Here is a 13587-nt window from a genome sequence, read left to right as displayed (position 1 = left end):
CCGCGCACTATTCCACACAGGGAGTAACACCATGATTGTTTGCGATCGTCACGACTGGGACAGAGAACGTCACGCCTTTCATCCGGTAGTCGATCAGGCGATAAGCTGGATTGCCAGCACAGATTTCAGCCAGCTGGAAACCGGCAAATATGAGATCCTGCCCGACAACAAAATGTTCTGTCTGGTGCAGGAGATGATGACCGAACCGGCCAGCGCACGTAAAGCGGAGTCCCACTTCAACTACATCGATATTCAGTATCTGCTGGCAGGCACCGAAAATATTGGCGTGGCCCGCGCCCATCCCGACCAGCACATCACCGAAGATTTTGCCCAGCAGCGAGACGTCGTTTTTTATCAGAAGATATTGAATGAGTCTGTGATTACGCTGATGCCCGGCATGTTCGCGCTCTTTTTCCCGCACGATATTCATCGTCCCTGCTGCGCCCCTGGCGAACCCGCAACAATCCGAAAAGCCGTGATTAAAATCCACCGCGATCTCTTTACCGCCTGAACCTGGCGGTCAGCTGGCCGTTCTCGCCTGCCATGAAACTGGTCAATGTGCGCTGAATCGCGCTAGCATTGAACAAAACCCAGACGCTACGAGGACTCTATGGCTATTAAATTGATCGCTATCGACATGGATGGCACCCTGCTCAACCCGCAACATGAGATCACACCGGCGGTGAAATCCGCCCTGGATCGCGCCCGTCAGCAAGGGGTGTCGATTGTTCTGACCACCGGCCGGCCGTTTGTGGGTATCCAGCGCTATCTCATGGAACTGGATATGCAGACGCCCGGCCAGTACGCGATCAGCAACAACGGTGCGCTGGTTCATCAGGCCGAAGATGGTGAGTGCGTGGCGGAAGTGACGCTGACCTTTGACGACTACCTCTACATTGAGAACCTGGCACGTGAGCTTGGCGTACATTTCCAGGCATTTGACAAAACCCATCTCTATACCCCTAACAAAGACATCAGCGAATACACCATCCATGAAGCGAGCCTGACCGGCATTCCGGTGCGCTACCGCGCGGTGGAGGAGATGGATCGTGCCATGCGCTTCCCGAAACTGATGATGATCGACCGGCCCGCTCTTCTCGACGCGGCGATTGCCCGCCTGCCCGGGCATGCTCAGCAGACCTACACCATCCTGAAGAGCGCGCCTTATTACCTCGAAATCCTCGATCGTCGGGTGAATAAAGGCCAGGGCGTCAAAATGCTGGCTGAGAAGCTCGGCCTGAAGCAGGAAGAAGTGATGGCGATTGGCGATCAGGAGAATGACCTGGCGATGATCGAATACGCAGGAACGGGTGTCGCAATGGGGAATGCCATTGACTCTGTTAAGAAAATTGCTCAGTTCATCACCAAAACCAATATGGAAGATGGCGTCGCGCATGCCATCGAAGAGTTAGTGCTGTAACGGCCTGTTCTCTGCCGGGCCGCTTCGGCCCGGATCCCCTAACCCGGCAAAATTGCTGCACCGCAAAACAGAATCGCGTAATTTGTCGGGCAACTCTTTCTCCGTGGGTTTCATCATGTCAGAAAAACAGATCACCTTTGCTGCCCGTCAGCATCAGCTCACCAATATTAATGTCTGGACTGCCGATAGCCAGTGGCTGGCGTTTGACGTTCGTCCATCGGGCGCATCGTTTACCAGTCAGACCATTGAGCGGGTCAATGTGATGACCGGTGAAGTGGAGGTGCTCTATCAGGCCTGGCATGGTGCCCATGTCGGCGTCGTGACGGTCAGTCCCGACCTGCCACCGCGCTACGTCTGCATTCATGGCCCGGAACATCCCGATGCCAGCTGGCAGTATGACTTCCACCACCGGCGCGGGGTGATCGTTCAGAACGGTGCGGCGGTGAATCTGGATGCCTGCGATATCACGCCACCGTTTACTCCTGGCGCGCTGCGTGGCGGCTCGCATGTACATGTCTTCAGTCCCGACGGTTCTCGCCTGAGCTTTACCTACAATGACCACGTAATGCACGAACTGGATAGCCGGCTCGATCTGCGCAACGTCGGCATCGCGGTGCCCCTTTGCGCTGTAACGCCCGAAAAGCAGCATCCGCGCGAATATGACGGCACCTTTTTTTGCCTGCTGGTGAGCCAGACGCATGCGGAACCGCTGCCAGGCAGTGACCAGATTAATCGTGCCTGTGAGGAGTGCTGGGTCGGTGAGCGTGGCTACCAGAAGCCGGACGGCAGCTGGCAGCGCTGGGCGATCGCCTTTATTGGCGACACGCTGACGGCGCAGGGCGAAAAACGGCCTGAAGTTTTTATTGTTGATCTGCCTGATGCACTGGAGGATTACGCCCGCGCCGGAGAGATGCCGCTGGAGGGCAGCAGCCAGCAGTTACCTGCGCCACCGGCTGGCGTGCAGCAGCGTCGCCTGACCCACAGCCGTGGTGTAGCTCTGCAACCGCGCCACTGGCTGCGCGCCGCACCGGATGGCAGCCAGATAGCGTTTCTGATGGCGGATGCCGCAGAGGTGATCCAGCTCTGGACGGTGTCCCCCAACGGCGGCGAACCGCGTCAGATCACCCGACTCAGCCACAGCATTCAGTCCGCCTTTAGCTGGCATCCTGACGGCCAGGCGATCGCTTTTGTCTGCGATAACAGCGTGATGCGATGTGACGTTGAGAGCGGCGTGTGTCAGCGTCTGACCCGCAGAACAGAAGAGGCGCCATCAGGTGACGCGGTGGTCTGGTCACCTGATGGTACACAGATTGCTTATATGCGTGAGGTGAATGGCTGGCGGCAACTCTTTACGGTTGCGGCAGTGACCGCATAGGGGGCATAGGCTGCGCCTGCGCCAGGCTTTCCTGCGTATGCGCCAGCCTTTCGCTCTGCAGGATGCGTTCACGTGGAGAGTCGAGAGATTTATCTTTGTCGCTGCGGTAGTAGTCCCACGGCAGCAGCAGCGTATCCAGCACGGCAGAGAAAGGAAGATCGATTAACGCCAGCGGCTTCAGCGCCCAGCTGGTATCACCATCGGACAGCATATCAGCGCTGGCACGGGTGCCTGGATAGTAGCCCTGACTCGCACCTGTGTGAGACATCACGCTGGAACAGCCGGTTGTTGCCATTGCGCAGCACACCACTCCAGCCAGAGGTAAGGTCTTCATCAATTTCATCATCATCATCCCTTCAGTCATGGCATAAGCCTGGCTGAGTTTGCTTGCCAGACAACGTCAACACTCTGGGGCGAAGTCCGTCTGGGTCTGGCAAAAGTAGTCCTGAGTGTATGCCATTTCCACAATTTGGCGAAAAAAATTGCATTTCGCCCTCTTGAAAATGGTCTTGTGGCACCCATTTTTAGTTTACGGACGCACTCACCGTTGCCGCAAGGGACAGTGGGGTGCCGTATCCAGCCTGTCCAGTAGTGGAAGGTTGCCAAAACTTGCTGAAATTCAGGAGTCTTAATATGCGTAATTTTGATCTCACCCCACTTTATCGCTCTGCTATCGGTTTTGATCGCCTGTTTAACCTGCTCGAATCTAATCAGAATCAGAGCAATGGCGGCTATCCTCCCTATAACGTTGAACTGGTCGATGAAAATCACTATCGCATTACTATTGCGGTGGCCGGTTTTGCTCAGAGCGAACTGGATATCACGGCGCACGATAACGTGCTGATCGTGCGGGGTGCCCATCCTGAAGAGCAGACCGAGCGTAAATACCTGTATCAGGGTATCGCCGAGCGTAACTTCGAGCGTAAATTCCAGCTCGCCGACCACATTGTGGTGCGCGATGCCCGTCTCGAAAATGGTCTGCTGAGCATCGATCTTGAACGACTGGTGCCGGAAGAGGCGAAACCACGCCGTATTGAGATTCTGAAGTAACCATGACAAACGCCGCGTTAGCGGCGTTTTTTTTGCCCTTATATCTGAAGGCAGACTTGTCCTTACGGCTGCGTTCGCATCGCTAAGCGCTGACCCAGCACGCCACCAAACACGTTGACCAGCAGACCCAGTATAATCACCACCGCACCCAGCATCTGCTGCCCGGAGAGATGCTCATCCAGCACCAGCGCGGCGGTAATAATCCCCACCACCGGCACCAGCAGCGACAGCGGCGCGACGCGCCAGGTTTCGTAGCGACTCAGCAGATTCCCCCAGATAGCGTAACCCACAATGGTGGCGACAAATGCCAGATAGAACAGCGCCAGCACGGTCTGCAGGCCGATATGCAGCAGGCTGTAAACGATGGCGGCCTGACCATCAAACAGCAGCGAACAGGCAAAGAAAGGAACGATCGGCACCAGCGCACTCCAGACCACCAGTGACATGATCGGCACGCTGCGGTTCCGCATAATAATCTTATTGGTGATATTACCCAGTCCCCAGGAGAGCGCCGCCGACAGCGTCAGCATCATGGTGGTCAGCGTAATACCGGCGCTGGTCTGCCCTTCCATGCCTGCCGTCGCCAGCAAAAACATCCCCAGCGTAGCGATGATAATCCCGACAATATGATTCCAGCGCAGCCTCTCCGCCAGCAACAGCGCGCCCAGCAACAGGGTAAAGAATGCCTGCGCCTGCAGCACCAGCGAGGCCAGACCGGCAGGCATGCCGAGCTTGATCGCCAGGAACAGAAAGGCGAACTGACCAAAACTGATGGTCATGCCATAAACCACCAGCCAGCGCAGCGGAATCGGCGGGCGACGCACAAAGAAAATGGCGGGAAAGGCGACCAGGGTAAAACGCAGCCCGGCGAGCAAAAAAGGCGGCATACCCTGCAGCCCCAGCTTGATCACCACAAAATTGACGCCCCACGCCACCACCACGCACAGCGCTAACAGCATATCTTTTACCGACATCAGAAACTCCTTGTCCTGCCGTCAGGCGGTAACCGCAATCGGGGTCGCGATATCGGCACAGCAGCCTTCACCCACGATGCGAAAATAATCATCTACAGCCAGCGCGATCGACTTATCCAGCTCGCCCGCGTTAAACCATAACGTTCCGACCTGTTGCAGCCGGGTATCCACCCGCAGCGCCAGCCGGTCATCAAAACTAAACGGCGGTACCGCGCCCATCACACAGCCCGTCAGCGCCTGCGCCAGCTCTGGTGCGGCAAAAGAGGATTTTTTGCCGCCGATGGCGCGTGCCGCACTTTTGAAATTGATCCGGCAGTCGCCCGGCACTATCGCCAGCAGCTGACGCGATGGCGCACCATCCGGCATGCTGACGTCCAGCACCATCGCTTTGGCCGCCTGGCCCAGCAGGTTACCGCGTATCTGGCTGATCTGTTCGGTCTGCCCTATCGCCTCATGTTCCACCACGCGGTAGCTGGCCTGCTGCTGATCCAGCAGCGCAGTGATTTTTTCAAACGTCGTCATTCCCTTCTCCTGTTCTGGCACAGCCCGGCTTAGCTCCAGGCGATAGCGTGTTTCATTTTTTTATCGGTCAGCCCGAAAAAGAAACCCATGGTGATACGGGTATCGCCTTCGACCCGATCGATCTCATGATAAAACGCAGGATTAAACAGATAGATATCGCCACTGCGTGGTGAAAATTCGCAGATCTCACTGTTTTCAATCACCCCACTGCGATAACCCAGCTCCCCGGCAGTTTTGAACTGCTCATCCTCTGGCGACCACTTTTTGTTGTAGATACGCAGTGCTCCGCCCGCGTTGCACTCCTGCAGGCAGACCACGCAGCTGAGCTGATGCAGGATTTGCGTCACCACCAGCGAAGTCTCTGCGGCGTCGCGCACGATATTGTCGTTATGCAGCGGGTTCGCGACGCCATTGGCATGAAAGCGCACGATAGAACCGGCATAGTCTCCACAACCCGGTTCGTGGGCGATGCGTAAACTTTCCAGCCGCAGCGCATGCTGAACCCAGCGGTAAATCTGTTCGCGCAGCGTATTCAGTGAGGGCGGCAACGCCGGCTGGATATCGCGCAGCTCGGTAAAGTAGTTATCGGGAGCCGCAGTATGACGCGCCAGATAGGGGCCGAGCGTGGTCAGCGCGCCATTGGGATAGTGGGAGACACGGATCTTTTCCCGGCAGCTCTGCAGGTCAGTCACCACCGCTTCCCGCACCTCTGGCGTCAGGAAATTACGCAGCACCAGCAGCGGCACCCGTGCGGTGACGATGTCATCCAGCCAGGTCGATTCCACAAACATGTTGGGATTAATCACGCGGAACTGATTGAAAATTGCCATGTTTATCACTCCCTAAACGGTATTTCATAGAGTTCATGATTGTTCATTCGCCGCCAGTTGCCAGCGCTGCCTGGTATTGCCACGGGTTCAGAGGCGATCAGCGTGCAACCATCCTGTTGCTGAAAATGCATCGTAAAATAGTCGGGCCAGGGCGTGTCGTGCGGATACCACTGCCACGCCCAGGCTTTGTCACGGGTGACGAAAATGGCATTCCCTGCGCTGCCGCCCGGCTCTACCTGCGCCATCTTTGCGCGCAGATAGTCGCGGGTGAAATCGGCAGGCGTGGTCTGATCCACCAGATAACGCAGATACTCTTCTGAATCGAAGCGCGATTCGGCCAGACCGAGCTGGCGGTAAATCGTCGGCAGAAAGCCGTTATGCATCATGTACCACTGATGTCCGGCGCTGTTGCGCCACAGCGGATGAGAAAACGCCAGTCCCTGATTTTTACTCAGCGTGGCGTGCCGCACATGCACCGCCAGAAACCGGCTGCGCAGCCGATCCACATCGATACCCGGCAGCGCTTCTGCGAACGCGCCGGTGCCGTGCAGGGTACGAATCTCACCCTCTTCGAGCCACAGACAGCCCCAGCCGTTAGGGTGTGATTTGATCGGGCCATCGTGTTCGGCGCTTTCACCGCAGCTCATGGCGCGCGCCGCCTCCAGAATCTCTGCGCTGTCGAACCGGCCATGCGCCAGAATCATCCTGCACATACTTTATCTCTCCCGGCCGCCACCGGCTGCGCGGCAATCACCTGCTGAAAAGTGGTCATAATCGGCTCACGCGCTGTGGCCGTCAGGCTGAAAGTGGCCAGAATGCCCGCGTGACGCGTCAGGTCGGCATAGAGCGATGAGCGTGACGAAACCTGTAACGCAGGCAATCTGAGTGGCGGTAACAACGCGCCCTGCTGATGCTGATCGATCCAGCGTTCGGCAGCCTGCAGCTGCGCCGGTTGCCGCAACCGCAGCTGGCCGACCGCACCGGGTGTGGTTAAGGCAAACGCGGGCAATGCGCCACCCGCCTCCAGCCGGAAGGTGACTTCCGCCCAGTTGATGCCGGTCGCCTCCTGCACCAGCGTCGCCACGCCCATGCCGGAGAGCCGGAACCCCATCTCCAGGAAATGTGGCACGCCGTTGACCACAATAAAATCGATATGAAATGCACCCTGACGGTAGCCAAAGGTTTCGCAACAGAATGTCATCAGGCTGCTGAACGAGACCGGCAGGGCCGCTGCCGCCATCGCCACATGCCCCGACTCATAAAAGCTGACGCAGCCCTCAGCATCCCGGTGCTGCTCAATCACCTTCTGGCAGCAGGTCAGCGCCTGGGGATGTCCCTGATGCACCACGCCCTGTAATGAAAACTCATCGCCGATCAGCGCGCTTTCCACAATAAAGCCGCTGAAGCCGCGTCCGCCGTAGTTCATGGTCTGCACCAGCTGTTTCACTACGCTATGCAGTTGATCGGCATGCTCAATCAGCCAGATGCCCAGGCCGCCGCCGCCATCCACCGGCTTCACGACGCAGGGATAGATCAGCGCCTGTCCGGCATCCAGAATGCTGAGCGGCGAGGCGAAAAAGCGGAACTCCGGCTGCGGGAAGCGCGGCCAGGCTTTTTTCAGCGCCATGCGCTGAGCATATTTATCCAGCGGAATAAAGGCAGCGGGCGCATCCGGCCCGGCCAGCATCTCGCGCAGTCGTCCGGCGCTGGCGTTGTAGGCTTCAAAGCCCGCCAGCACCACCAGCGGATGCGCCAGTAAACCGGCGTGCAGATAGGCCTGCATCACCTCCCAGGGATTCTCGGGGCGATCGAGGCGAATGATCAGATCAAATGGCAGAGCCAGGCTTAACGACTGGTAATCGACGAAATCACCCATTTCAGCCAGCACGGTAAAATAGCCGTCGCGCTTCGCCACCGCGCAGTAAGGATTTTGCCCGTCGCGGGTGGCGCCAATTTGCAGAAAAATCTTTTTCATCGCCTCGCCTTACCGGGTTAACGCCCGGAAATGATTTCTGTCACGATGTCATTCAGTACACCGTTATTGACCTGAATCACCGCTTTGTGGGGATCAAAACGCAGCACGCGCGATAGCGGATCGGCGCTTTTGCCCTCCAGCAGCGAACTGACCGGCTTGCTCTGCCAGCAGTGCCGCATCTGCGTCAGCGTCATGCCGGAGAGCCGGGTTAACTGCTGTGCCAGCGCGCGATCTTCACTGCGTTGCTCAAGCAGGTCGCGGATGGCCGCCTCATCCAGCGTAATCTGCTGCTGCATCAGCCAGTGTCCGAGCTGCTCTCCCTGCGCCAGGAACGGGGAGTAGATCATGCAGATCAGCTGATCTTCGCTGAGGTCAAACGCCTGTATGGCGAAGTCCGCCGCGCGCTGCCGCTGCCGCTGGATCGCGGCGTCATCCTGATAGCGCGCCGCCATCTCATCGATTAGCGCGGGCGGAAAATCTTTCTTCACCATCAGTCCCAGCGCAAAGCGCACATATTCGCGGATCCCTTCGGCATAGTGGCGCTGCAGCAGCGTTTCTGCCCGCAATCCGCGCAGGTGCGCCATCAGCGTCGGATTACCGCAGTCGGATTCGGAAAAACTGAACATCAGCGCATCAAAACGGAAGCGCATAAATTCGCTGAGCAGTGCCCAGTGCGCGCCCGCTTCATAGGCGGTGTCCTGATAGATGTTGAAGAACAGTGGATTGCGCGCCAGCTGGTGGGTGATGCGGTGCGCAGGCGTCAGCTGATCGGCGCCATAAACATCGCTGAAGTAGCGCTCTGCCACACCATCCAGCGTCTGCAGAAACCCGCTGAAGCCCCGGGTTTTGTCCGCCACCGGCGCATCAAACAGCCGTGAGAGGTGCCGCGCCCAGGCGACATAGGCGGCCTGCTCCTGTGGCGAGTCGCCGGTAACAATCAGATCCACGCCACCGTTGTAGTCTGCCGCCAGGCCAAAGGAGTTCACCATGCTGAGATTACAGGCGTTGCAGAAGGTCGAGCGCGCGTCGGCGCGAAACCGGTGGCCATTCATCAGCACGTCATTGCGGTTCTGCTGCCGCACGCTCTCCGGCATCGGCAGGTCGCGGTCAAACGGCCGGATAAGCAGGCCATCAACCACCAGGCACTCCACCCGTTCATCGTCATGCATCCCCAGCGACTGATAAACGCGGTGGATATTCTCCATTACGCTCTGATTCATCGCCGCATGGCGATTGGTGCTGATCCGCAGATGAAAGGTGCTGCCCTGCTGCTGCCAGATCAGTCCCTGAATGTAACGCACGTAAGCCACCATGTAGCTGCTGTCTTTTCCCCCGCCATAGGCGAGCAGCACACGGTTATTCTCCAGCTGCTGCTGATCCGGCAACGCTGCCAGCAGGCGAAAAGAGCAGCGCTGAGCAGACTCAATGATGGCGGGTGACAGATACGCTTCCATCTCCTTCATCATGGCGGGCAGATTATTCATTTCTCACGTTTTCCTCAGGTGAACAGAATCACTTTATGGTCTGAAGCCCGGGGCTGACGGGGTCGCCGGGCCGTTTAGCGTTATGAATAATTAAGAGATGCAGCCTAAAGTACTTTGAATGTACTCTGTTGAATATGCACAGATCAGCGCGATATGGGGTGGAACAGATGGCCGATATTATCGGGGAACAGGAGAGTCAGAGCAGTCGTTACCGCCAGATCGCAGAACAGATCAAGCAGGCCATTCATGCCGGTTCGCTGGCACCTGACAGCCGTCTGCCGTCAGTGCGCACGCTGGCGACGCAGTACAATGTCAGCCTTACCACCGCCCTGAAGACACTGCGCACGCTGGAAGATGAGCGCTACGCCGTTGCCCGCCCCAAATCGGGCTTTTTTGTTGCGCCGCAGCGGCCCTCTTCCCGTCAGCTGCCCGCCGTCAGCGAACAGCCGCGCGCCATCGCGCCGCTTGATGAGCAGACAGAACTTCATCTGGCGATGCTTGGCTCAGACTGCCGGGTGCGTCTCGATCTGGCCAACGGTGACAGCGCACTCTATCCGGTCAAGCGCATCGGCCTGCTGATGCGTCAGATGGGCTACAGCAAACCGGCCCTGCTCGGGAATACGGTGAAGGGCACCGGCTATGCGCCGCTGAAAACAGAGATTGCCCGCCGGGCAGTGGGTTACGGCTGCAATATCAGCGCTGACGATATTCTGATCACCAACGGCTGCATTGAGGCGATCTCGCTGTCGCTGCGCGCCACGACCCAGCCAGGCGATGTGGTCGCCGTGGAGTCACCCTGCTATTTCGTGCTGCTGCAGATGCTGCATAACCTCAATTTACGGGTGATTGAAGTGGAAGCCGGGCCGGAAGGGTATGTCGATGTCGCGAAGCTCACCGGGCTGTTTCAGCGCAAGGCGGTGCGGGTTTTTCTCACCCTGTGCAACGTCAACAATCCGCTGGGAAAAAGCATTCCCAACGAGCATAAGGCCTATATTGCGCGGCAGGCGGATGAAAACGATGTGGTGATCATCGAGGATGATATTTTCGGCGATACCGCCTTCGGTGAACGCCGCCCTTTCCCGATGCGCGCCTTCAGCCCCAACGCCATTCTCTGCAGCGGCTTCTCTAAAACCGTGGCGCCAGGCATTCGTATCGGCTGGGTTCACAGCGTCAACTACATGCGCAAAATCGCCTCACTGAAATATACCTCAACCATGGGCACCTCGGTGCTGTCGCAGGCGGCGGTGGCGGAACTGCTGCGCAGTGGCGGCTATGATGCTCACCTGCGTAAGCTGCGGCGTGAGCTGGCACGACAAATCCGTGAAATGCGTCAGTCGGTGTTACGGGAATTTCCGGCGGGAACCCGGGTGTCCGATCCGGAAGGAGGCTATGTGCTGTGGGTTGAGATGCCCCGACAGGCGCTGAACGTGCGCGAGCTGTTTCTGAAAGCGCGCAACGCGGGCATCGGCATTGCGCCGGGCCACATTTTTGCCACCGACCAGCGCTACGATCACTGTTTCCGGCTGAATGCCGGTTTTGGCTGGAATGCGGAAGTGGAACAGGCGATTCAGCAGCTGGCACAGTGGTGCCAGCTGTCGTTAACCGATACGCAGGATTAGCTGTCGCGCCAGGCGTTCTCAACCTCTTCCGCCAGAATCTGCACCGCCCGCTCAATGTTCTCTGCATCCGGCACGTAATTCATCCGCATACATTGATGGGTGTGCGGCCACGCCTGTTCCAGTCCCGGGAAGAAGAAGTGGCCCGGCACCATCAACACGCCGCGCGCTTTCAGCCGCTGATAAAGCAATTCGGTGGTGATCGGCAGATCGCGGAACCAGAGCCAGAGGAAAATCGCCCCTTCCGGCTTGTGGATCAGGCAGCGGTCTTCCGGCAGATAGCGCCGCAGGATCGCAATGGTCTGCTGCACCTTCTGCTGATAGAACGGCTTAATCACCTCTTCGGAGAGCCGCAACAGATCGCCGCGACGGATCATCTCATTGGCAATGGCCGGACCGATACTGCCGGGCGCCAGACTGATGATGCCGTTCATATTGCTCAGCGCGGTGATGGTCTTCTCGTCAGCGATAATGATGCCGCAACGCGCACCCGGCAGGCCGAGCTTCGACAGACTCATGCAGAGAATGATGTTGGGGTTCCACAGCGGGCGCACCTCGCTGAAGATGATGCCGGGGAACGGCACGCCATAGGCATTGTCGATCAGCAGCGGCACGTCATGCTGCTGTGCCAGCGCATCGAGTTGCATCAGCTCATCATCGGTGATCACGTTGCCGGTGGGGTTGGTCGGGCGCGATACGCAGATCAGCCCGACCTCTTCATTCATCGGCAGATGCTCAAAATCGACATGATATTTAAACTGGCCTTCCGGCAGCAGCTCAATGTTCGGCTTCGCCGACACAAACAGCCCCTCTTCCAGGCCGGCATCCGCATAGCCAAGATACTCAGGCGCCAGCGGGAACAGCACCCGCTTTTTGCTGCCATCGGCCCGACGACCGGCGAACAGATTGAACAGATAGAAGAAGGCGCTCTGGCTGCCGTTAGTCAGCGCAATGTTCTGTGCGGTGATGGGCCAGCCAAGCTGATCGCTCAGCAGTCCGGCCAGCGACGCCAGCAGCGTCGCTTTTCCGCGCGGGCCGTCGTAATTGCACAGCGCCTCGCTGAGTTTGCCTTCCTCATGCATCTGCTGCAGCAGTTGCTGAAAGTAGTCGTTCATGGCCGGGATCTGCGCCGGATTACCGCCGCCCAGCATGATGGTGCCGGGCGTTCGCAGGCCCGCGCCCATATCTTCCATCAGACGTGAGATGCCGGAATGTTGGGTAAATTTGTCGCCGAACTGAGAAAAAGACATAGCGGTTAAATATTTGTGATAGCGAATCGGGGGTCCACCATAACGCCCGCCATGGGCGGGCGCAATGGAAAGGCGAGGGGATTACTTCAGCGCCTGCGGGTTCACGCAGTTTTTCTCGACGCTTCCGCCGAGTGCAGCGAGGAGATTCTCTACCGCATCCTGCATCATGCCGTAGCGGGTTTCATGGGTGGCAGAACCGATATGCGGCAGCGTCACCACATTGGGCAGCGACAGCAGCGGAGAGTCGGCAGAGACCGGCTCCTGCTCAAACACATCCAGCCCGGCGGCATGCAGTTTGCCCGCCTGCAACGCGGCGATCAGCGCATTCTCATCCACCACCGGCCCGCGACCGGCGTTGATCAGCACCGCATCCGGCTTCATCAGTTCAAGCTCGGCGGCACCGATCAGATGGTGCGTCTCTTCAGTCAGCGGCAAACTGATGCAGACGAAATCACTCTGCTTCAGCAGCGCCTCCCGTTCACAGCGCTGTGCGCCAAAGCGCGACTGCGCCTCTTCATGCTCGCGGCGGGCGTTATAGAGGATTTTCATGCCGAAGCCAAAGTGGGCGCGCTGCGCCAGCGCCATCCCGATACGTCCCATGCCGAGAATACCCAGCGTTTTATGGTGCACGTCGATGCCGAACTGCGCCGGACCGATGCTCTTCTGCCAGTTGCCCGCTTTGACCCAGGCATCCAATTCCGGTACCCGACGGGCGGTGCTCAGTACCAGCGCCATCATGGTGTCCGCTACGGTTTCGGTCAGCACGGTCGGCGTGTGCATCAGCACCACGTGACGCTGATTCAGCGCATCCACATCAAAATTGTCATAGCCTACAGAGACGCTGGAGCAGACGCGCAGATTGGGCATCTTCGCCAGCAGCTCACCATTCACTTTACCGCCCGATCCCAGCAGACCTTCTGCCTGCTGGAACGCCGCAGCATGTTCCTGCTGGCTTTCCGGCGAGAGATCGCTGATTTCCGTTACGTCACACTGTTCAGCCAGGCGAGCATAAAGATCGTCGGGCAGTTTTTTATAGAGAATTACAGCGGGTTTCATTCGGTGGCTCCCGGTCAATAAGTAGCGGGCGGCTT

The 13587-nt window shown here is 58.2% G+C and carries 14 protein-coding genes; 5 read left to right on the top strand and 9 right to left on the bottom strand.

What is annotated here, in order from left to right; translation table 11 throughout:
* Nucleotides 1–31: 31 nt before the first annotated feature.
* From ACK13D_RS18095 to ACK13D_RS18085, 3 genes are all read left to right on the top strand, one after another.
* Nucleotides 32–511: a YhcH/YjgK/YiaL family protein gene (locus ACK13D_RS18095; protein WP_010258925.1), complete on the top strand. Its 480-nt coding sequence runs from the start codon at nt 32–34 to the stop codon at nt 509–511.
* Between the two features lie 99 nt (nt 512–610).
* Complete coding sequence (gene yidA, locus ACK13D_RS18090; RefSeq protein WP_010258924.1) at nt 611–1420, top strand: sugar-phosphatase; 810 nt, start codon at nt 611–613, stop codon at nt 1418–1420.
* A 115-nt stretch (nt 1421–1535) separates the two neighbouring features.
* Nucleotides 1536–2795 carry a DUF3748 domain-containing protein gene (locus ACK13D_RS18085; protein ID WP_418796971.1) on the top strand — a complete coding sequence of 420 codons (1260 nt, stop codon included), beginning with the start codon at nt 1536–1538 and terminating at the stop codon, nt 2793–2795.
* Here ACK13D_RS18085 and ACK13D_RS18080 read toward each other — a convergent pair.
* Complete coding sequence (locus ACK13D_RS18080) at nt 2770–3138, bottom strand: YceK/YidQ family lipoprotein (RefSeq protein WP_223564587.1); 369 nt, start codon at nt 3136–3138, stop codon at nt 2770–2772. The two genes, ACK13D_RS18085 and ACK13D_RS18080, sit on opposite strands and share 26 nt — an antisense overlap.
* 290 nt (nt 3139–3428) lie before the next feature.
* On the opposite strand from ACK13D_RS18080, the gene ibpA reads away from it, so the two are divergent.
* Nucleotides 3429–3845, top strand: a complete 417-nt coding sequence (gene ibpA, locus ACK13D_RS18075; protein ID WP_010258920.1) for a small heat shock chaperone IbpA — start codon at nt 3429–3431, stop codon at nt 3843–3845.
* A 62-nt stretch (nt 3846–3907) separates the two neighbouring features.
* Here the strand turns inward: ibpA and ACK13D_RS18070 are convergent, their stop codons facing one another.
* From ACK13D_RS18070 to ACK13D_RS18045, 6 genes are read right to left on the bottom strand one after another with little or no spacing between them, the layout of a single operon-like run.
* Entirely contained in the window at nt 3908–4819 is a 912-nt protein-coding gene (locus ACK13D_RS18070; RefSeq protein ID WP_033768428.1) for an EamA family transporter, read from the bottom strand.
* A gap of 21 nt (nt 4820–4840) precedes the next feature.
* Complete coding sequence (locus ACK13D_RS18065) at nt 4841–5341, bottom strand: YbaK/EbsC family protein (protein ID WP_256849977.1); 501 nt, start codon at nt 5339–5341, stop codon at nt 4841–4843.
* A gap of 29 nt (nt 5342–5370) precedes the next feature.
* On the bottom strand, nt 5371–6171 hold the full coding sequence (locus tag ACK13D_RS18060; protein ID WP_010671609.1) for a 2OG-Fe(II)-dependent halogenase WelO5 family protein: 801 nt from the start codon (nt 6169–6171) through the stop codon (nt 5371–5373).
* Nucleotides 6172–6176: 5 nt separating this feature from the next.
* Entirely contained in the window at nt 6177–6884 is a 708-nt protein-coding gene (locus ACK13D_RS18055) for a class II glutamine amidotransferase (protein ID WP_022624802.1), read from the bottom strand.
* A complete protein-coding gene (locus ACK13D_RS18050; RefSeq protein WP_320513902.1) occupies nt 6872–8146 on the bottom strand; it encodes an ATP-grasp domain-containing protein in 1275 nt (424 codons plus the stop codon). The genes ACK13D_RS18055 and ACK13D_RS18050 overlap by 13 nt, the downstream gene beginning before the upstream one ends.
* A 17-nt stretch (nt 8147–8163) precedes the next feature.
* On the bottom strand, nt 8164–9630 hold the full coding sequence (locus ACK13D_RS18045) for a hypothetical protein (RefSeq protein WP_418796970.1): 1467 nt from the start codon (nt 9628–9630) through the stop codon (nt 8164–8166).
* A gap of 167 nt (nt 9631–9797) precedes the next feature.
* On the opposite strand from ACK13D_RS18045, the gene ACK13D_RS18040 reads away from it, so the two are divergent.
* Entirely contained in the window at nt 9798–11249 is a 1452-nt protein-coding gene (locus ACK13D_RS18040; RefSeq protein WP_010258912.1) for an aminotransferase-like domain-containing protein, read from the top strand.
* Here the strand turns inward: ACK13D_RS18040 and ACK13D_RS18035 are convergent.
* Both ACK13D_RS18035 and ghrB read right to left on the bottom strand, forming a co-directional pair.
* On the bottom strand, nt 11246–12496 hold the full coding sequence (locus ACK13D_RS18035; protein WP_010671604.1) for a valine--pyruvate transaminase: 1251 nt from the start codon (nt 12494–12496) through the stop codon (nt 11246–11248). The two genes, ACK13D_RS18040 and ACK13D_RS18035, sit on opposite strands and share 4 nt — an antisense overlap.
* 81 nt (nt 12497–12577) lie before the next feature.
* On the bottom strand, nt 12578–13552 hold the full coding sequence (ghrB, locus tag ACK13D_RS18030) for a glyoxylate/hydroxypyruvate reductase GhrB (RefSeq protein ID WP_010671603.1): 975 nt from the start codon (nt 13550–13552) through the stop codon (nt 12578–12580).
* Nucleotides 13553–13587 lie beyond the last annotated feature (35 nt).

This window comes from Pantoea sp. K16 (assembly GCF_048452805.1).
In the GTDB taxonomy this organism is placed as follows: Bacteria; Pseudomonadota; Gammaproteobacteria; order Enterobacterales; family Enterobacteriaceae; genus Pantoea; species Pantoea agglomerans.
This window is presented reverse-complemented; position numbering and strand designations above follow the sequence as displayed.

Bases quoted from the DNA above. Each gene is read 5' to 3' on its own strand.
- ACK13D_RS18055 (WP_022624802.1), bottom strand. From the start codon at position 6,884: ATGTGCAGGATGATTCTGGCGCATGGCCGGTTCGACAGCGCAGAGATT.
- yidA (WP_010258924.1), top strand. From the start codon at position 611: ATGGCTATTAAATTGATCGCTATCGACATGGATGGCACCCTGCTCAAC.
- ACK13D_RS18070 (WP_033768428.1), bottom strand. From the start codon at position 4,819: ATGTCGGTAAAAGATATGCTGTTAGCGCTGTGCGTGGTGGTGGCGTGG.
- ACK13D_RS18035 (WP_010671604.1), bottom strand. From the start codon at position 12,496: ATGTCTTTTTCTCAGTTCGGCGACAAATTTACCCAACATTCCGGCATC.
- ghrB (WP_010671603.1), bottom strand. From the start codon at position 13,552: ATGAAACCCGCTGTAATTCTCTATAAAAAACTGCCCGACGATCTTTAT.
- ACK13D_RS18085 (WP_418796971.1), top strand. From the start codon at position 1,536: ATGTCAGAAAAACAGATCACCTTTGCTGCCCGTCAGCATCAGCTCACC.
- ACK13D_RS18080 (WP_223564587.1), bottom strand. From the start codon at position 3,138: ATGAAATTGATGAAGACCTTACCTCTGGCTGGAGTGGTGTGCTGCGCA.
- ACK13D_RS18060 (WP_010671609.1), bottom strand. From the start codon at position 6,171: ATGGCAATTTTCAATCAGTTCCGCGTGATTAATCCCAACATGTTTGTG.
- ibpA (WP_010258920.1), top strand. From the start codon at position 3,429: ATGCGTAATTTTGATCTCACCCCACTTTATCGCTCTGCTATCGGTTTT.
- ACK13D_RS18040 (WP_010258912.1), top strand. From the start codon at position 9,798: ATGGCCGATATTATCGGGGAACAGGAGAGTCAGAGCAGTCGTTACCGC.
- ACK13D_RS18065 (WP_256849977.1), bottom strand. From the start codon at position 5,341: ATGACGACGTTTGAAAAAATCACTGCGCTGCTGGATCAGCAGCAGGCC.
- ACK13D_RS18045 (WP_418796970.1), bottom strand. From the start codon at position 9,630: ATGAATAATCTGCCCGCCATGATGAAGGAGATGGAAGCGTATCTGTCA.
- ACK13D_RS18050 (WP_320513902.1), bottom strand. From the start codon at position 8,146: ATGAAAAAGATTTTTCTGCAAATTGGCGCCACCCGCGACGGGCAAAAT.
- ACK13D_RS18095 (WP_010258925.1), top strand. From the start codon at position 32: ATGATTGTTTGCGATCGTCACGACTGGGACAGAGAACGTCACGCCTTT.